A 19907-nucleotide genomic window follows, 5' to 3' on the forward strand; every position below is an offset into this window, starting at 1 on the left:
CTATGAATAGACAAGAGCGTTTTTCATTAAGGAAATACAAATTTGGTGTAGCCTCAGTTTTATTAGGGGCTGTTTTGGTATTTGGATCTGCACAAGCGAGTGCAGAAGAACAAACAGCGGGTCAAACGAGCGCTGGGACACAGCTTGTAGCAAACAGTCAACAGGCACCTGCTGAAGAAGAGCATTCACAAGCAACAGAAGCAAGTACAGCAGTTGCTAGTGAGAAAGTTGAAGTTACAAAAGACGCAGCTGTTGCAGCAAAGACAGTTGATACAAAAGAAGCTACTGTTGTTGAAAAAGCAGAAGCTCCTAAAGAGACAGCCGCTGTTCCAGAAACAAAACCGGAAGTAGCGGAAAAACCTGTTGAAAAAGCAACAGTAGTGGCTACTGCGACAAGTTCGGAAACAACGAATCGCCATGAGGCAACTGAAAAACCTCAAAGCATCGAAAGTGACGAAATTATTACTGTTCCCCAAACCTGGAAGCAAGGCTACAAAGGGGAAGGGATGGTGGTCGCCGTCATCGACTCTGGTTTGGATGTGAACCACGAGGTTCTTCGGATTACCGATCCTTCAAAAGCTAAGTTTAAAAACCAAGAAGAAATCGAAGCTGCTAAGAAAGCAGCAGGAATTGATTATGGTAAATGGTACAACGACAAAGTTGTCTATGCCTATGACTATTTTGATGGTACAGATAATATCAAAGAGGCTGAAAGAGATTCTCACGGGATGCACGTTACAGGGATTGCGACGGGGAATCCTGATAAAGTAGCAGGCAACGGAGAAAAGATCTATGGTGTAGCACCAGAAGCGCAAGTTATGTTTATGCGTGTCTTCTCAGATCGTCAAAAAACAACGGGATCTGCTCTTTATGTAAAAGCAATTGATGATGCTGTAGCTCTTGGTGCAGATACTATCAACATGAGTCTTGGCTCTACGACTGGTTCTACGGTCAATGCGGATTCAGATATTGTGGATGCCATTAAACGAGCGCGCGCTAAAGGCGTATCTGTCTTAATTTCTGCAGGAAATAGCAATAGCTTTGGAAATGGTTACTCAAGACCTTCTGCTGAAAATCCAGATTATGGTTTGGTCGGAAATCCTTCAACAGTAGAGGACTCCATCTCTGTTGCTTCTATCAATAATAAAATCATTACCACAGAAGTTTTTGAAGTCAAAGGCCTTGAAGGAAATGCAGAATTAGATAACGGGAAATTTGACTACAGTAAATCTGCAACAGATACAGACTTTGAAAAAGGCAAAGAATATGAGTACGTATCTGTTGGTCTTGGGAAAGAAGATGATTTCAAAGGTCTAGATCTTACTGGTAAATTAGCGCTTATTCAACGTGGAGAAATCCCATTCACAGAAAAAATTGCGAATGCCCTCCATCATGGTGCAGTAGGGGCTATGGTCTACAATAATGTGGAAGGATCAAACCTTGGAATGTCAATTGATGGGGATGCTAAGAAAATTCCATCTGTCTTCATTTCAAAACGCTATGGGGAAGCTCTTAAAGCTGGATCTTACAAAGTTGTCTTTAACAATACCATGGCCAACCGTCCATCTCCAGAAGCAGACCAATTGTCTGATTTCTCAAGCTGGGGTGTAACAACCGATGGTCAGTTGAAACCAGATGTCACAGCACCTGGTGGGAACATCTTCTCTTCTTTAAATGACAATACCTATGGGGATATGAGTGGTACTAGTATGGCCTCACCTCACGTAGCAGGTGTTGCAGCCTTGGTTAAAGAATACCTTGTGAAGCATCACCCAGAATTAACTCCAGAACAAGTTTCTGAAACAGTGAAAGCCTTGATCATGTCTACGGCTAAACCGCATGTTAACAAAGAAACGGGTGTCTATACTTCTCCACGCCAACAAGGAGCAGGGGTTGTTGACACAGCAGCAGCCGTTTCAACAGACTTGTATGTGACCGGTGAAAACAACTATCCAAGCGTCACTCTTGGTAATGTTGGAGATAGCTTTACATTTGATGTGACGGTTCACAATATTTCAGATACCGATCGTACCTTGAAAATGTTGGTGAATACTGACACAGATGAAGTAAAAGATGGTAAATTTACCCTCCGTCCACGTAAATTAACAGAAACTGCTTGGCCTGAAGTAACTGTGAAAGCCCATAGTTCTGAAACGGTTACAGTGAAAGTCGACACAAGTAAATTCACAGAAGAATTGAGCAAAGAAATGCCAAACGGCTATTTCCTTGAAGGATTTGTTCGCTTTGTTGATCCGGCTGATGATGGAGATGTGGTCAGCTTGCCATTTATGGGCTTCAAGGGAGAATTCCAAAACCTTCCCGCTGTTGAAAAGCCAGTCTATGATTTGGTTCGCGAAGGAAAAGATGGATTCTACTACCATATTCCAAAAGATTTGAATATCTCTTCTAGTGCGAATGTTTCTGCGCTCGTCACTCAGCAAAATGACTTCCTTCTCACTCAAGGAAAACGAGATGGTCGTCGGATTACAGTCCTTGGTATTGACGAAAATACAGAAGGAACTCACACCCTTCAACTAGATGAAAACGGAAATGTTCGCATTGCCATTTCGCCAAATGAAGATGGAAATAAAGATTTCGTCGAATACAAGACAGTTGCCCTTAGAAACATTGAAAACCTTCGTGCAAGTGTCTACGCAGCAAGTGATACGGAACATCAACATCCAATTTGGGAAGGAACGCCATCTGACCATCGTAAGAACTTCTTCAACGGTGACCAAAAGAACCCACGCAGCTACACATTAGATAATACTGTCTGGTCTGGTAGCGATGCTAATGGAAATGCGGTAGCAGATGGTGTATATGATTATGTCATCCGTTACACCCCAATGGTTCCTGGAGCTGAGGAGCAATCAACGACCTTCAAGGTTCGGGTTGATACTCAAAAACCAGTGATTACATCTGGCTATATTCGCTTTAAAGACGGAGCACAACAGTTTGTTGCACGCAAAGCCAAAGATGTTGGCGAAGGTGGTATCTTAACTGAAAAACTCGTTTACGTGACTCCATTTGATGATCAGGGGACAATGGTCCAAACCAGTGAAGATAAGAATGGTACACGTGCGCTTGAAAATTACCATGTGATCAAAGCCAATGCAGATGGTAGCTTCGATCTTCCTGAAAACATCGATAAGAAGAATATCTACTACTATGTAGAAGACTTTGCGGGGAACGTAGATTATGTTTCACTAGCTGATTTAGTTCGGGATCAAAATAGTGGTCGGGTTCAAATCGCAGTTCGTGACGCTAAAACGAACAAAGCTTTGGATACTATGTATGTTTACCGAATCAAAGATAGCAATGGTCAATATGTATCAGTTGACAAGACAAAAGATATTAACCTCTTGAACTTTGGTCATTACACTGCAGAAATCTTTACTTATGATCGTACAGAAGTGAAATTTGTCAGCAGCTTGACGCAAGAATTTGATTTAACAGAAGATAATAGTTTCCAAACGATTGCTTTTCTTGCCAATACTTTAGAATATGCACCAGTTAGCATCAGCTTTGATCAACCGGTTTCAAAAGCAGCTACGATCGTATTAAAAGGGGCAGATGGTGAAAACTTTGTCTTGCCTGCTGAAAAATATGGTAAAAATGGCTTTGGTAAATCTGTAGCAACTGGTCAATATACCTTGGTTGCAACTCTTCCTACAGGCTATGAACTAGCTGAGGAAGCACCAGTGATTTCAGTTGTCGCAGGGCGCAACAACAATTACCGTATTGGAGTGATCTCAAAAGTGGATCTCTTAGCTGCTTTGAACAACCAAGCAGATGTTACAAAGACAGCGCAATACTTCAATGCCAGTGCGGATAAGAAGGAAGCCTATGATCAAGCCTTGCAAGCGGCCCAAGCAGCCTTGACCAACAAGGTTAGTCAAGAGCAAGTCAACCAAGCTCTAGCTAGTCTTGAAGCTGCCAGCCAAGCTTTGGATGGGAAAGATTCAAACGTTGCGGCCTTGAAAGAAGCTATGCAGGCTTACGATGCTACGACAAAAACTGGTCGTTATGCCAATGCCAAAGAAAAAGTACGTCGCGACTACGATCGTGCTTTCCAAACAGTAGCCTTGCTTGCAGTTGATCCAACTGTGAAACAAGAACAAATCAATCAAGCACTTGCTGAGCTTAGCCGTGCAGAAGGAAAATTAAACGGGAAAGCAACTGATTTTTCAAGTCTTGAAAAATACATCAAGGAAGAATTGAAGTTCCAAGAAAAGAATGCGAAATTCATCTATGCTGGAAATGAAGAAAAAGAAGCTTACCTAGTAGCCTTCAAGGATGCACAAACCATCCTTTCAAATCCAGGAGCAAGCCAACAAGATGTAAAAGATGCTTTGACAGCCTTGAAAAATGCCAAGAAAAAACTTCATGGTAAAAAACCAAAAGCTGCAAGACGTCCATAAGAAAAATAAAATAGTTTGTTAGCCTAGAATCCATCTGAAACATTTGTTTCAGATGGATTTTTATTTACAAGTACCTAAAAATTTGCTATAATACTAGTCAAGAAAGAAGGGCTTATGGCGTTTTTCTAGCGAGCTTGGGATAGTGAAAGCCAAGTAGAGCAAAGTAGGCAAGTGGCGCTTTCTCTCAGCAAAGAGCTGAAGACAAACAGATAAAATGAAGTAATAAATTAGGGTGGAACCGCGTTTCTGACGCCCCTAGTCGCAAGGCTTGGGTGTTGAAATTCGGTTCTTTTTGAATTCGTCTAATGCCTAAGTAGAAAGGAGTACAATGCTTAAAGGATCTTGTTTATGTAAAGCAGTGACTTACACTCTAGATGAGGAATTATCGGAATTAGTTTTTTGTCATTGCTCATTTTGTCGGAAAGCAACTGCGTCTGCCTATACAGTTAATGCTAAAGTTAGCAGTAAAAACCTAGTATTGCATGGAAAAGAACAGTTGGTTACCTATAGTTCATCTCCAGGAAAACAACGCTACTACTGCCAGAACTGTCATAGTCAAATTTTCACTGTTCAAGAAAATATACCAGAAGTCTGTGCTTTGAAATTAGGTACAATAGATGAATGCGATCAGAATTTACAAACTATTCCCAAACGTCATATTTTTCAGGATCCAGCTTTTTCTTGGTTGCTTGATAAATAAACCTAAAAAGATAATATAAATTAAAGGAGTAAATAATGTCTAAAAAACTAACCTTCCAGGAAATCATCCTTACTTTGCAACAATACTGGAATGATCAGGGTTGTATGCTGATGCAGGCTTATGATAACGAAAAGGGTGCGGGAACTATGAGTCCTTACACTTTCCTTCGTGCCATTGGTCCTGAACCATGGAACGCAGCCTATGTAGAGCCATCTCGTCGTCCAGCTGATGGTCGTTATGGGGAAAACCCAAACCGTCTTTACCAACACCACCAATTCCAAGTGGTTATGAAACCTTCTCCATCAAACATCCAAGAACTCTACCTTGAGTCATTGGAAAAATTGGGGATTAATCCTTTGGAGCACGATATCCGTTTCGTTGAAGATAACTGGGAAAACCCATCAACTGGTTCAGCTGGTCTTGGTTGGGAAGTTTGGTTGGACGGTATGGAAATCACTCAGTTCACCTACTTCCAACAAGTTGGTGGCTTGACAACTGGTCCGGTAACTTCTGAGGTTACTTATGGTTTGGAACGTTTGGCTTCTTACATCCAAGAAGTAGATTCTGTTTATGATATTGAGTGGGCTCCCGGCGTTAAGTACGGAGAAATCTTCCTTCAACCAGAATATGAACACTCAAAATACAGCTTTGAAGTTTCTGACCAAGATATGCTTCTTGAAAACTTCGAAAAATTTGAAAAAGAAGCAGGACGTGCTTTGGAATTGGGCCTTGTTCACCCAGCCTATGACTACGTTTTGAAATGTTCGCATACCTTCAACTTGCTTGACGCTCGTGGTGCTGTATCCGTTACAGAACGTGCCGGCTATATTGCCCGCATCCGTAACTTGGCCCGTGTCGTAGCCAAAACTTTCGTCGCAGAACGCAAGAAACTCGGTTACCCACTTCTCGACGAAGCCACACGCGCAAAACTCCTAGCAGAAGAGGAAGAATAAAAAGAGTTACAAGAATGGAAAATGGGCAAACAAAGTGAGCCCGTACGGCTACCCAGAGGCAAGTCGGAGACTTGCTAAAGGGATAGGCACCGCTGTACTGCTATATGGGGATTTTTGAAACGTTAGGTTCAAAAATCAGTTGGCTAAATCCACTTTGATGAGACTGTTGGAAATCGATGTCAAGGAGACAGAAGATTTCCAACAGTCTCACAAAGTTAGTTAGCGACGTCCCCAGTACCTAAGGTGCCTATCAAAAAGAAGAATTTTGTAAAGGAAAAAACATGACAAAAAACTTATTAGTAGAACTTGGACTTGAAGAGTTGCCAGCCTACGTTGTCACACCAAGTGAAAAACAACTCGGTGAGAAAATGGCAGCCTTCTTGGATGACAACCGTCTTTCATACGAAAGCATTCAAACCTTCTCAACGCCACGCCGTTTGGCTGTACGTGTGATTGGTTTGGCGGATCAACAATCGGATTTGACCGAAGATTTTAAAGGACCTTCTAAGAAAATCGCCTTGGATGCAGACGGAAACTTCTCAAAAGCGGCTCAAGGATTCGTTCGTGGAAAAGGCTTGACCGTTGATGATATCGAATTTCGTGAAGTCAAGGGTGAAGAGTACGTTTATGTCACGAAACACGAAGCTGGAAAACCTGCCAAAGAAGTCTTGGCTGGCGTTCCAGAAGTGCTTGCTTCATTGACCTTCCCTGTTAGCATGCACTGGGCTAACAACACATTTGAATACATTCGCCCAGTTCACACCTTGATCGTTCTTTTGGGCGACGAAGCGCTTGTCCTTGATTTCTTGGATATCCAGTCAGGTCGTGTTAGTCGTGGCCACCGTTTCCTTGGACATGAAGTGGAAATTACCAATGCGGATTCTTATGAAGAAGACCTTCGCACGGTTTACGTGATTGCGGATAGCAAAGAACGTGAAAACATGATCCGTGAGCAAATCAAGGCCATCGAAGCAGAACAAGGTGTTCAAGTTCAAATCGAAGAAGGACTTTTGAACGAAGTCTTGAACTTGGTCGAATACCCAACTGCCTTTATGGGAAGTTTTGACACTAAATATTTGGATGTTCCAGAAGAAGTTTTGGTGACCTCAATGGAAACGCACCAACGTTACTTTGTTGTACGTGACCTTGATGGTCAGCTGAAACCAAACTTCATCTCAGTTCGTAATGGGAACGCTGAGCACTTGGAAAATGTCGTTCGAGGAAATGAAAAAGTATTGGTGGCACGTCTTGAAGACGGTGAATTCTTCTGGCGTGAAGACCAAAAACTCAAGATTGAAGATCTGGTTGCTAAATTGGCGAATGTAACCTTCCATGAAAAAATCGGTTCTCTTTCAGAACACATGGCCCGTGCGGGTGTTATTGCAGCGTCATTGGCTGAGCAAGCTGGTTTGACTGCTGAAGAAACGGCAGCTGTCGCTCGTGCAGCTGAAATTTACAAATTTGACCTCTTGACGGGTATGGTCGGAGAGTTCGATGAATTGCAAGGAATCATGGGTGAAAAATACGCCCTCCTCGCTGGTGAAGATGCTGCGGTAGCGATAGCTATCCGTGAGCACTACCTTCCTGATTCAGCAGACGGAGCCCTTCCAGAGACTAAGGTTGGTGCTATCCTTGCCCTTGCAGATAAATTGGATACCCTCCTTTCCTTCTTCTCAGTTGGCTTGATTCCATCAGGTTCCAATGACCCTTATGCGCTTCGTCGTGCAACACAAGGGATTGTTCGAATCTTGGATGCCTTTGGCTGGCATATTCCGATGGATGAGTTGATTGATAGCCTTTACGGACTTTCATTTGATAGCCTTTCCTATGACAATCAAGCAGAAGTGCTCAACTTCATCAAGGCGCGTGTGGACAAGATGATGGGACGCACACCAAAAGATATCAAAGACGCTGTTCTTACTGGTTCAAACTTTGTCGTGGCTGATATGCTGGAAGCAGCTGAAGCTCTTTCAGAAGCTGCGAAGACCGATGGTTATAAGGCAGCTGTTGAATCCCTCTCACGTGCTTTCAACTTGGCAGAAAAAGCAGATGCTTCAGTAGCGGTCGATGCTAGTCTCTTTGAAAATGATCAAGAAAAAGCTCTTGCTAAAGCGATTGAAGAGCTAGAATTGACTGGTTCAGCTAGTGACAAATTGGCTCAACTCTTTGCTCTTAGCCCAGTCATCGATGCTTTCTTTGACAATACTATGGTTATGGCAGAAGATGAGGCAGTTAAAAACAACCGTTTGGCCCTTCTTGCAGGTCTTGTAGCTAAAGCCAACGCTGTTGCAGCTTTCAACCAATTGAACACAAAATAATGACCTAGTAACAGGTAGAAAGTAGGTTTTATTATGACACCTGAAAAAATTGCTCGTATCAATGAGCTTGCTAAAAAGAAAAAAACAGAAGGTTTGACTCCAGAAGAAGAAGTGGAGCAAGCAAAACTTCGTGAAGAATACATTGAGGGCTATCGTCGCTCAGTTCGTCACCATATCGAAGGAATTAAAGTGGTTGACGAAGAAGGTAACGATGTGACACCTGAAAAACTACGCCAAGTGCAACGGGAAAAAGGTTTGCATGGCCGTAGTCTCGATGATCCTAATTCATAATCAAAAGAGTGCTGGAATAGACTCCAGCACTCTTTTGTATCTTTAAAATTCAGAATATTCTGGACCAGATTGACCAATTTTTAAAAACATGGTATAGTAGATTGTGTGAAAATTTGAAGTATACTTTTCTGAAAATGTACAGAAAAAGAATTGGAGTAATCATATGTCAAAAAAACATCATCCTGGTGAAGAAAACGAAAATGGGATGGTTCGTGGTCTGCAAAATCGGCATGTTCAGCTGATCGCTATTGCAGGAACCATCGGGACAGGACTCTTTCTTGGAGCCGGTCGTTCCCTTTCTTTGACAGGTCCCTCTATTATTTTAGTCTATATGCTGACTGGCGCCTTCATGTACTTGATGATGCGGGCGATCGGAGAGATGCTTTATATGGACCCTGATCAACACACCTTTATCAACTTTATCACCAAGTATCTAGGAAAAGGTTGGGGTTATTTTTCAGGATGGTCCTATTGGGTCTCCTTGGTATTTTTGGGAATGGCAGAGATCACGGCTGTTTCCAACTATGTCCAGCTTTGGTTTCCAAATTGGCCAGCCTGGCAGATTCAAATTATCTTTTTAGCGCTTTTAAGTTGTGTAAACTTGATCGCTGTGAAGGTTTTTGGAGAGGTTGAATTCTGGTTTGGAATGATCAAGATTGTCACGATTTTAGCCCTGATCGCAACAGGGATCTTTATGGTGACGACGAACTTTGAAACACCAGCTGGACACGCTAGTTTAACTAATATTACTAGTGGTTTTCAAATGTTTCCAAATGGTTGGGTCAAGTTCGTCATGGCCTTCCAAATGGTCTTCTTTGCTTATCAAGCGATTGAGTTTGTTGGGATTACCACTTCTGAAACAGCTAATCCTCGCCAAGTATTGCCAAAAGCTATTAAAGAAATTCCAATCCGAATTGTAATTTTTTATGTAGGGGCTTTGTTAGCGATTATGGCTATTTTCCCTTGGCAACAGCTTCCTGTCAATAAGTCACCGTTTGTAACGGTCTTTCAGATGGTAGGAATCAAGTGGGCAGCAGGATTGATTAATTTTGTCGTACTGACAGCTGCTGCATCTTCCTTGAATTCTACCCTCTATTCAACAGGGCGTCACTTGTACCAGATTGCAAAGGAAACACCAAACAGTAAAGTGATGAATCGTTTGAAACTGAATAGCTTATCTCGTATGGGGATTCCAAGTCGCGCGATTATTTTTTCTGCGATTGTGGTTGCTGTTTCAGCCTTTATCAATGTCTTGCCAGGTGTCTCAGATGCTTTTGCCTTGATTACGGCATCTTCTTCTGGTGTCTACATTGCTATTTACATTTTGACCATGCTTGCCCATCTTAAGTACCGTAAATCGAAAGAATTTATGCCAGATGGTTTTATCATGCCAGCCTATAAAGTGTTGAATCCATTGACCATCGTTTTCTTCCTCTTTGTATTCGTTTGTCTCTTCTTGCAAGAATCAACATACATTGGAGCGATTGGAGCAACCATCTGGATCATTCTTTTTGGGATTTACAGCAATTGGAAACATAGTAAATAAACCGCAAGAGAGTGGGACAGAAATCGGTAATTCGTTAGAATTCGATTTCGTCGTCCCACCTCCGCACAGTTGAGTAGGGCTGTAAAAGCTGATGAAATCAGCGTAGTAGAGCCCACTCAACCACTGCGTCTTGCTCGACAATCCAAAAATAATTGAGAGGCTAGGACTTTTGTCCCAGCCTCTTTATTATTTCAGAGCTAGTTTGCTTTCTTTTAAGGAATTACTTGGAGGGAATAAAAGAAAAACAGAGATGGAAGAAATTATTTTTCTTCCATCTCTGTTTTTTGTCCTTGAATGGCTTTTTTGAGCCACCAAAGTGAGCCGGCTAGGATCAGGGCAGCAAGCCAAAAAATCCAAGCCTCAATAGTGGTTAGAAAAAAGTAGAGAGCGATAGCATCGACCAATAAAAGTGGGATGAGAATCTGTTTTCTTATTTTCATAAGAATATTGTATCATAAATCCTAGAGGAAACAAGTGAAATCAAGCCTTTCTAGGTATTTTGTAGGATCCGAAAAGGTCCGATAGGATTAGTTAGTGAATTTTCTTTCAGGAGTGCATCTTGGTCCTATTTGTGGTAAAATAGTAAAGATATGAGTAAAGAATTTCATCATGTAACGGTTTTGCTTCATGAAACGATCGATATGCTGGATGTTAAGCCAGATGGGATCTATGTAGACGCCACATTGGGTGGGGCAGGCCACAGCGAATATTTGTTAACAAAATTAAATGAATCGGGCCATCTTTATGCCTTTGACCAAGATCAGCATGCAATTGAGAATGCTAAGATTCGATTGGCACCTTTCATTGAGAAAGGCATGGTAACCTTCATTAAGGATAACTTTCGTCATTTGAAGGAACGTCTAAACGAATTGGGTGTGACTGAAATTGATGGAATCTGTTATGACCTAGGTGTCTCTAGTCCTCAGTTAGACGAACGGGAACGCGGATTTTCTTACAAGAAAGATGCGCCGTTAGACATGCGGATGAATCAAGAAGCTTCCTTGACAGCCTATGAGGTCGTAAATAGCTACGATTACCATGATCTAGTCCGTATTTTTTTCAAATATGGAGAGGACAAATTTTCCAAGCAAATTGCGCGGAAAATTGAGCAAGCACGAGCAATTAAACCGATTGAAACAACGACTGAATTAGCAGAGCTTATTAAATCTGCTAAACCAGCTAAGGAGCTCAAGAAAAAGGGCCATCCTGCTAAACAGATTTTCCAAGCCATTCGTATCGAAGTCAATGATGAGCTGGGAGCAGCGGATGAATCGATTCAACAAGCCATGGATTTGTTGGCCCTCGATGGTCGTATTTCTGTGATTACCTTTCATTCGTTAGAGGATCGATTGACCAAACAATTGTTTAAAGAAGCTTCGACGGTTGAGGTGCCAAAGGGGCTTCCCTTTATTCCAGATGATTTGAAACCAAAGATGGAGTTAGTCAACCGGAAACCTATTTTGCCAAGTGAAGAGGAGCTTGAGGGCAATAATCGATCCCATTCAGCAAAATTACGGGTTGCTCGAAAAATACACAAGTAAGAGGAATTGATATGGCAGCAAGAGATGAGAGAACAAGAACACAGCTACTGCAAGACCGCTTTCGCCGTTTCTCTAGAGTAGAAAAGGCTTTTTATGGGTCGATTGTCCTAACAGCTGTTATTTTAGCCATTAGTATCGTCTTTATGCAGACACGGATTTTACAAGTTCAAAGTGAATTGACTGATTTGAATACGGAACTAGAAGCCAAAAAGACGGAATTGGCAGATGTTCGTCAAGAGGTCAATGAATTAACACGTTATGACCGTTTATCAAAGTTGGCTAGCTCCCAAGGAATGAAGCTGCAAAAAGAAAATCGAAAAACAGTGAGTGCAAGTAGTGATGAATAAATTTAAGAAATTTTTAATCGGGTATTCGATAAAGAAACGTCGCTTGCCGGATCAGAATCGAAAACAAGTTGGGAAAAATCTCAGTGTACTGGCGATTTTCCTCTTTTTTCTCTTTCTGATTAATTTTGCAATGATTATTGGGACTGACAAAAAATTCGGTGTGACCTTATCGGATCAGGCAAAAAAAGTCCATGAACAGACGGTTATTGTTCCTGCAAAACGTGGGACGATCTATGACCGAAATGGAGCAGTAATTGCTGAAGATGCTACGACCTATAACGTTTATGCCGTTATTGATAAAAAGTACAAATCAGCAACTGGAAAAATCCTCTATGTAGAAGAGAGCCAATTTAAAAAAGTAGCAGAAATCTTTAAGCAGTACTTAGGAATGGATGAAGATTACGTCATTCAACAATTGTCGCAAAAGAAATTGAAACAGGTTTCTTTTGGCTCGAACGGAAATGGTATTACTTATAGTAATATGACAGCTATCCGTGAGGCCATGGAAGCAGCGAAGATTGAAGGGGTTTCCTTTACAACTAGTCCAAATCGAAGCTATAAAAATGGAGTTTTCGCCTCTCAATTTATAGGGCAGGCCTCTCTTCAAGAAGATAAAGAGGGAAATAAAACCTTGAAGGGGCAATCAGGGATGGAGAAATCCCTCGATCGTATTCTCGCTGGTCAAAATGGGGTTATCACCTATGACAAAGACCGAAACGGGAATATCGTTCCTGGTTCAGATAAGGTTTCTGTCAAAACAGAAGATGGAAAAGATGTCTATACGACCATTTCAGCAGAATTACAAACCTACCTTGAGACGCGAATGGATGTTTTCCAAGAAAAAGTAAAAGGAAAGTATGTTAGTGCGACTCTTGTGAGTGCAAAAACTGGAGAAATCCTGGCGACAACGCAACGTCCATCCTATAATGCGGATACCAAACAAGGGTTGGATCTGAAAAACTTGAAAACCTGGAATACCATCCTTTATCAAGATCAATATGAACCGGGTTCAACGATGAAGGTCATGTTATTAGCTTCGGCGATTGATCATGGAACCTTCCCAGCCTATAATGAAGGATACTACAATAACGAACTACAAGTAAAAGATGCGACGATCCGTGACTGGGATGTCAATATGGGACTGTCAGAAGGTCGCTATATGAATATTGCCCAAGGTTTTGCCTATTCAAGTAACATTGGGATGACCAAGCTTGAACAGAAGATGGGCAATAATGTCTGGATGAATTACCTCACACTCTTTAAGTTCGGACTTCCTACACGTTTTGGAATGGGGGACGAAAGTTTTGGAGGCCTACCAGGTGATAACTATGTCACTCAAGCCATGTCTTCCTTCGGTCAAGGGATTTCCGTCAGTCAAACCCAAATGTTACGGGCCTTTAGTGCCATCGCTAATGATGGGCAAATGTTGGAGCCGAAGTTTATTAGTGCTATTTACGATAAAAAATCAGACACAGCCCGCAAATCAAAAAAAGAAGTTGTTGGAAAACCAGTTTCAGGATCAGCTGCACAACAGACACGGAACTATATGATCACCGTCGGAACAGATCCAGAGTATGGAACCTTGTACAGTGATGGACCCATCATTCAGGTACCCGGTCAAAACGTTGCGGTGAAATCAGGGACTGCCCAAATTGCAACGGCTAATGGCTACCTGGAAGGCGAAAATGATAATATCAACTCGGTTGTAGCCATGACACCTGCAGAAGATCCTGAATTCATTATGTATGTGACGGTCCAACAACCAGAAGTGAAATTCTCAGCCACCAGCTGGGAAGAGTTGGTCAATCCTATTTTGGAAGATGCAGTTGCTTTAAAAGACGAATTGCATTTGACATCAGAGGCACCAACTTTGGATGGTGTGACCAAAGAAACGACCTACAAAATCCCTTCAGTAGAAACTCTCTCTAAGGAGTTGAATCTGAAACAAAATCTGAGCCCAGGTGCTTATTCAGAGGAATTGCGTCGCAATTTGGTGCAGCCAATTGTCCTAGGAACCGGGAAAAATATCCGCAAGATGTCTGTGGATGTAGGCTCTAAAGTCAAAGCCAATCAGCAAGTATTGTTATTAACAGAAGACTTTGATGCGGTTCCAGATATGTATGGTTGGACAAAGAAAAATGCTGATATCTTTGGAGAATGGACTGGAATTGAGATTACCTATAAAGGTAGTGGAAAGAAAGTAACCAAACAAAGTGTCAAAATGAACACCTCACTCAATAAAACTAAAAAGATTACCTTAACATTAGGAGACTAAGATGTATATTGCTACGATCCTTGTATCGTTTCTATTAACAGTGGCTGCTATTCCAGCCTTTATTCGATTTTACCATCGTGCTCATATTTCCGGGCAACAAATGCACGAAGATGTGAAACAACACAAAGCGAAAGCTGGCACTCCGACAATGGGTGGAGTTGTATTTCTCATTACAGCCGTTCTAGTTAGTTTTGTCGTTACCGTATTGACTGGAAATTTCACGCGCCCTGTTCAACTGATTCTATTTATCTTGATTCTTTATGGAATTGTTGGATTTTTGGATGACTTTTTAAAAGTTTTTCGTAAGATTAATGAAGGTCTTAACCCAAAACAAAAATTGGCCCTTCAACTTGTTGGTGGAATCATCTTCTATATTTTTTCTGAACGCCACGGTGCAGGAAGCCTTTTGAATGTTTTCGGATATGAACTTTACTTGGGCTATTTCTACATTCTCTTTGCTTTATTTTGGTTGGTTGGTTTTTCAAATGCGGTCAATTTGACAGATGGGATTGATGGATTAGCCAGCATCTCCGTTGCCATTAGCCTGAGTGCCTATTCCTTTATTGCCTATATGCAAGGAAAATGGGACATTCTCTTTGTGACTTTGAGTATGATTGGGGCCTTGCTTGGATTCTTTGTCTTCAACCACAAGCCGGCTAAAATCTTTATGGGCGATGTCGGTAGTCTAGCTCTTGGAGGGATGCTTGCAGCCTTGTCAATGGCTTTGCATGTCGAGTGGACGTTGCTCTTGATTGGTCTGGTCTATGTCATTGAAACAGGTTCAGTGATGCTACAAGTGACCTATTTCAAATGGACCAAGAAACGGTACGGGGAAGGACGTCGGATTTTCCGAATGACTCCTTTCCACCATCATTTAGAACTGGGCGGCCTTTCTGGTAATGGGCAAAACTGGTCAGAATGGAAAGTGGATGCCTTTATGTGGACCATCGCCTTTGTAACAAGTGTCGTGACTCTAGTCCTTCTCTACCTATAAAACGACGGTGGGCTTGCCCATCGTTTTTTGCTGACTGAGAGAGACTTCGCTGGTTAGGAAAAATGACTCATAAGAGAAGCAAGAAGACAGCTTTTCTGATATAATAATAGAGATCATGAAAGGAACTGAGAAAATGAAATTTACAGAGTTTAATTTTAAGCCCTATATTCAAGAGGCACTGAAAGAAATCAATTTTAGAGAAGCAACCGAAGTACAGGAAAAACTAATTCCGATTGTCCTAGCTGGAAATGATTTGGTAGGAGAGTCAAAGACTGGTTCTGGGAAAACCCATACTTTCCTCTTACCGATTTTTCAAACGTTAAACGAAGACAGCCAACAAGTTGAAGCGGTCATCACGGCTCCTAGTCGGGAGTTGGCGACGCAAATTTACCAAGCTGCTCGTCAAATCGCTAGTCATTCTGAAAAAGAGATTCGGATTGTGAATTATGTTGGAGGAACGGATAAAAGCCGTCAGATTGAAAAACTCCAGGTCAAACAACCACATATCGTGATTGGAACTCCAGGCCGGATCTACGATCTAGTTGCATCTGGTGATCTGGCTATTCATAAGGCCCATACTTTTGTGGTAGATGAGGCGGATATGACACTGGACATGGGATTCTTGTCAACCGTGGATAAGATTGCTTCAAGACTTCCGCAACAACTGCAATTTTTAGTTTTTTCAGCCACCATTCCGCAGAAATTACAACCTTTCTTGAAAAAATATCTCTCAAACCCAGTCATGGAGCAGATTAAGACCAAGACGGTGATTTCAGATACCATCGATAATTGGCTGGTTTCGACCAAGGGTCGGGATAAAAATGAGCAAATTTACCAATTGACCAAGACCTTGCAACCTTATTTGGCTATGATTTTCGTTAATACCAAAACGAGAGCAGATGATCTCCATGCCTATTTAGTGGCTCAAGGATTAAAAGTGGCGAAGATTCACGGAGATATCCCACCACGTGAACGGAAACGGATCATGAATCAGGTTAAAAATCTTGATTTTGAGTATATTGTGGCCACTGATTTAGCGGCTCGTGGAATTGATATCGAAGGAGTGAGCCATGTCATCAACGATGCTATTCCACAAGACCTTTCCTTCTTTGTTCACCGTGTTGGCCGGACAGGGCGCAATGGTCTACCAGGTGTCGCTATTACTCTTTATCAACCGAGTGATGATTCAGATATCCGTGAACTAGAAAAAATGGGCATTCGTTTCGTACCGAAAGTGTTGAAAAATGGGGTTATTGAAGATACCTATGATCGGGACAGACGGGCCAATCGTGAGAAAAAGCAAGAGAAACTCGACATCGAAATGATTGGTCTGGTGAAGAAGAAAAAGAAAAAAATCAAACCAGGCTACAAGAAAAAAATCAAATGGGCAGTTGATGAAAAGCGGAGAAAAGCTAAGCGAGCTGAAAACCGTGCGCGTGGCCGGGCGGAACGAAAGGCCAAACGCCAAACTTTCTAACCCCTTCTTTCAAATGTTCAGAACAAAACATAAATTTTCTTTATGAACTCCATAAAGAAAAACTATTAGGAACTTGTCTAAAATTATGATAGACTAAATTTGAGTAGTCTATCATTTTTCTATTTCTGTAGCAATTTTTGGAATTCCGATAGTGAATGTGATAGAATGTTTATGTTCGAGAAAGGAAGTAACAAGAATGTTTACAACTAATCTATTAACAGCCAACTGGTATGCCGACTTTTTAAAACACGTTCCAGATAGCAAGCTGTTTAGTTTGAGAGCTGTATTGGATGCATTCCCAGCTGTCATAGGGAAACTGCCTGTGACGATTTTACTAGCCCTGGGAGGCGCATTTGTTGGGATTATTTTTGCCATGATTTTTGCTCTGGTCAAAATTAATCGTGTACGAATCCTCTACCCGATTCAAGCTGTTTTTGTCAGCTTTTTACGTGGGACTCCTTTGTTGGTTCAGTTGATGTTGACCTATTATGGGATTCCTCTTATTTTAAAAGCGATCAATCAGTCTTATGGAACAGCTTTTAATATTAATGCCATTCCAGCTGAGCTATTTGCGATTGTGGCCCTTGCCTTTAATGAGGCGGCGTATGCGAGCGAGACCATCCGGGCAGCGATTTTATCGGTGGATCCTGGTGAGATAGAGGCAGCACGTAGTCTTGGAATGACCAACCGTCAAGTTTATCGCCGGATTATTATTCCCAATGCAGCAGTCGTTGCAACTCCAACCTTAATCAACTCTCTCATTGGTTTAACTAAGGGGACATCGCTAGCCTTTAGTGCCAGTGTGGTTGAAATTTTTGCCCAAGCACGGATTATTGGGGGGAGCGATTTGAAGTATTTTGAACGCTTTATCACGGTATCGATTGTTTACTGGATTGTGAATATCCTCATAGAAATGCTAGGCCGTCACATTGAACGACGACTGGATATTGAGACTCCCGTAGCAATTGATTTACCAGATCAGGAGGTCCGGATCTAATGATTTATATTTCAGAATTATCAAAGACATTTTCAGGTCAAAAGGTTTTAAATAATCTAAGTTTGGAAATTCAAAAAGGGGAAGTAGTAGCCTTGATTGGGTCTTCTGGAGCGGGTAAATCGACCTTTTTACGCAGTTTAAACTATTTGGAAGCTCCAGACAGTGGTAGAATTAAGATTGATGATTTCGAGGTTGACTTTGAACATATTAGTCAAGATCAAATCTTAACTTTGCGGAGAAAGTTGGCCATGGTTTTCCAACAGTTTAATTTGTTTGGAAGGAAAACAGCTCTTGAAAATGTGAAAGAAGGGCTCGTTGTTGTAAAGGGCTTATCCGATCAAGAAGCAACGAAAATTGCACGAGAAGAACTGGCAAAAGTTGGCTTATCGGATCGTGAAAATCACTATCCTCGTCATCTCTCAGGCGGACAAAAGCAACGCGTGGCTTTGGCTCGTGCCTTGGCCATGAAACCAGAAGTTCTTTTGCTGGATGAACCGACTTCAGCCTTGGATCCAGAATTGGTTGGAGAAGTTGAAAAATCCATTGCCAATGCCGCAAAAACGGGACAAACTATGGTACTGGTCAGCCATGATATGTCTTTTGTAGCACAAGTGGCAGATAAGGTCTTGTTTTTGGATAAAGGACGGATTATTGAATCTGGAACACCAGAGGAAATCATGCAGCATCCAAAAGAAGAACGGACAAAAGAATTCTTTGCTAGTTACAAACGGACTTATGTTTGATATAATAGAAAAGAGGTAAGACTCAGCTGGCGGTGCTAGCTGGGTTTGTTTTCTGAAAATGTAAAAATATTTGGAGTCGTGATGTTAAATAAATTATTGTCCTTATATTTACAAAGTTTAGTGACGACAACGATTTTAGTTGGGATCGCTTCTTGTATTTGGATTGGCTACCGTGCCCTTAAGAAGAAAGATAAAACAGCCAAGCAACGACAAGCGCATTTGTATGATATCCTCTTAATTGATATCATGACGATTCCTATTTTAACCTTTGCGGTCATAGGGATCTTGTTTATCTTTCAAGCACGATAATTGCAAAAATGCCGTGTTAGAATTATAATGATTACAACGAAACGGAAAAGAGGTTGACTATGTTTGATACAGTGATTATTGGAGCAGGTCCTGCAGGGATGACTGCGGCCCTTTATGCAGCACGAAGTAATTTAAAAGTCGCTTTGATTGAGAGAGGGATTCCAGGCGGCCAAATGAACAATACATCTGACATTGAAAACTATCCTGGCTATGCCAATATTAGTGGCCCGGAGTTGGCTGAAAAAATGTTTGAGCCCTTAGAAAATCTTGGTGTGGAACATTTGTTTGGTCAGGTAGAGCGCATCGAAGACCACGGAGCAACCAAAAAGATTGTCACAGATGACGGGGAATTTGAAGCTAAGACCCTTGTGATTGCAACAGGATCTAACCACCGTTTATTAAATGTCCCTGGTGAAGAGGAGCTGAATAGTAGAGGGGTTTCCTACTGTGCTGTTTGTGATGGAGCTTTCTTTAGAGATGAAGATCTCTTGGTCGTTGGTGGTGGCGATTCTGCGGTAGAAGAAGCTGTCTTTTTGACGCAGTTTGCAAAAACAGTGACCATTGCCCATCGTCGTGATCAGTTGCGTGCCCAAAAAGTTCTTCAAGACCGTGCCTTTGCCAATGATAAAATTCACTTTGCTTGGAATACAGTTGTTGAAGAAATTAAGGGGGAACAAAAAGTAACGTCTGTCCTTTTAAAAGATGTGAAGACAGGAGAGGTTAGAGAGCAGGCTTTCGGTGGTGTCTTTATCTATGTCGGTTTAGATCCTGTCAGTGATTTTGCGACGGAACTTGGTATTTTAGATGAAAATGGCTGGGTGGTGACGGATGATCATATGAGGACCACAGTCCCAGGTATTTTTGCGGTTGGTGATGTTCGTCAAAAAGACCTACGTCAAGTGACGACAGCAGTCGGAGACGGTGCGATTGCTGGCCAAGAAGTTTATAAATATATCACAGAAAACTTTTAATCTTTTAAAAATCTGAGGTTTGTG

General features: G+C 41.7%; 16 protein-coding genes. 15 read left to right on the forward strand and 1 reads right to left on the reverse strand.

Annotated elements, in window-relative coordinates; all coding sequences use genetic code 11:
* Nucleotides 1–2 precede the first annotated feature (2 nt).
* The 6 genes from HMPREF1195_RS10220 (at nt 3) to HMPREF1195_RS10245 (ending at nt 10229) form a co-directional block, all read left to right on the forward strand.
* The gene (locus HMPREF1195_RS10220) at nt 3–4421 is read left to right on the forward strand and encodes a S8 family serine peptidase (RefSeq protein WP_023920268.1); all 4419 of its coding nucleotides are present in this window, start codon (nt 3–5) and stop codon (nt 4419–4421) included.
* Between the two features lie 328 nt (nt 4422–4749).
* A complete protein-coding gene (locus HMPREF1195_RS10225) occupies nt 4750–5121 on the forward strand; it encodes a GFA family protein (RefSeq protein ID WP_023920269.1) in 372 nt (123 codons plus the stop codon).
* A gap of 35 nt (nt 5122–5156) precedes the next feature.
* Nucleotides 5157–6074: a glycine--tRNA ligase subunit alpha gene (gene glyQ / locus HMPREF1195_RS10230; RefSeq protein WP_023920271.1), complete on the forward strand. Its 918-nt coding sequence runs from the start codon at nt 5157–5159 to the stop codon at nt 6072–6074.
* A gap of 281 nt (nt 6075–6355) precedes the next feature.
* Nucleotides 6356–8392: a glycine--tRNA ligase subunit beta gene (gene glyS, locus HMPREF1195_RS10235; protein ID WP_023920272.1), complete on the forward strand. Its 2037-nt coding sequence runs from the start codon at nt 6356–6358 to the stop codon at nt 8390–8392.
* A gap of 33 nt (nt 8393–8425) precedes the next feature.
* Nucleotides 8426–8683: a DUF896 family protein gene (locus tag HMPREF1195_RS10240; RefSeq protein ID WP_023920274.1), complete on the forward strand. Its 258-nt coding sequence runs from the start codon at nt 8426–8428 to the stop codon at nt 8681–8683.
* A 163-nt stretch (nt 8684–8846) separates the two neighbouring features.
* Entirely contained in the window at nt 8847–10229 is a 1383-nt protein-coding gene (locus HMPREF1195_RS10245) for an amino acid permease (protein ID WP_023920276.1), read from the forward strand.
* Between the two features lie 260 nt (nt 10230–10489).
* Here the strand turns inward: HMPREF1195_RS10245 and HMPREF1195_RS10250 are convergent, their stop codons facing one another.
* A complete protein-coding gene (locus HMPREF1195_RS10250; RefSeq protein WP_037599920.1) occupies nt 10490–10669 on the reverse strand; it encodes a hypothetical protein in 180 nt (59 codons plus the stop codon).
* Nucleotides 10670–10819: 150 nt separating this feature from the next.
* Between HMPREF1195_RS10250 and rsmH the strand changes: the two genes are divergently transcribed.
* From rsmH to trxB, 9 genes are all read left to right on the forward strand, one after another.
* Nucleotides 10820–11770: a 16S rRNA (cytosine(1402)-N(4))-methyltransferase RsmH gene (gene rsmH / locus HMPREF1195_RS10255; RefSeq protein WP_023920278.1), complete on the forward strand. Its 951-nt coding sequence runs from the start codon at nt 10820–10822 to the stop codon at nt 11768–11770.
* Between the two features lie 11 nt (nt 11771–11781).
* Complete coding sequence (ftsL, locus tag HMPREF1195_RS10260; RefSeq protein ID WP_023920279.1) at nt 11782–12117, forward strand: cell division protein FtsL; 336 nt, start codon at nt 11782–11784, stop codon at nt 12115–12117.
* The gene (pbp2x, locus tag HMPREF1195_RS10265; protein ID WP_023920280.1) at nt 12110–14392 is read left to right on the forward strand and encodes a penicillin-binding protein PBP2X; all 2283 of its coding nucleotides are present in this window, start codon (nt 12110–12112) and stop codon (nt 14390–14392) included. The genes ftsL and pbp2x overlap by 8 nt, the downstream gene beginning before the upstream one ends.
* 1 nt (nt 14393) lies before the next feature.
* On the forward strand, nt 14394–15386 hold the full coding sequence (gene mraY, locus HMPREF1195_RS10270) for a phospho-N-acetylmuramoyl-pentapeptide-transferase (RefSeq protein ID WP_023920281.1): 993 nt from the start codon (nt 14394–14396) through the stop codon (nt 15384–15386).
* A gap of 133 nt (nt 15387–15519) precedes the next feature.
* Nucleotides 15520–16863 (forward strand): DEAD/DEAH box helicase, encoded by a 1344-nt coding sequence (locus tag HMPREF1195_RS10275; protein ID WP_023920282.1) that lies wholly within the window; start codon nt 15520–15522, stop codon nt 16861–16863.
* A 196-nt stretch (nt 16864–17059) separates the two neighbouring features.
* Nucleotides 17060–17860, forward strand: a complete 801-nt coding sequence (locus HMPREF1195_RS10280) for an amino acid ABC transporter permease (protein WP_023920283.1) — start codon at nt 17060–17062, stop codon at nt 17858–17860.
* Entirely contained in the window at nt 17860–18603 is a 744-nt protein-coding gene (locus tag HMPREF1195_RS10285; RefSeq protein WP_023920284.1) for an amino acid ABC transporter ATP-binding protein, read from the forward strand. Before HMPREF1195_RS10280 ends, HMPREF1195_RS10285 begins: the two co-directional genes overlap by 1 nt.
* An 81-nt stretch (nt 18604–18684) precedes the next feature.
* Nucleotides 18685–18912 (forward strand): DUF4059 family protein, encoded by a 228-nt coding sequence (locus HMPREF1195_RS10290; protein ID WP_003003995.1) that lies wholly within the window; start codon nt 18685–18687, stop codon nt 18910–18912.
* Nucleotides 18913–18971: 59 nt separating this feature from the next.
* The gene (trxB, locus tag HMPREF1195_RS10295) at nt 18972–19883 is read left to right on the forward strand and encodes a thioredoxin-disulfide reductase (RefSeq protein WP_023920285.1); all 912 of its coding nucleotides are present in this window, start codon (nt 18972–18974) and stop codon (nt 19881–19883) included.
* The last annotated feature ends 24 nt before the right edge of the window (nt 19884–19907 follow it).

The sequence above is a fragment of the Streptococcus parasanguinis CC87K genome (genome assembly GCF_000507765.1).
Classification (GTDB): Bacteria; Bacillota; Bacilli; order Lactobacillales; family Streptococcaceae; genus Streptococcus; species Streptococcus parasanguinis_J.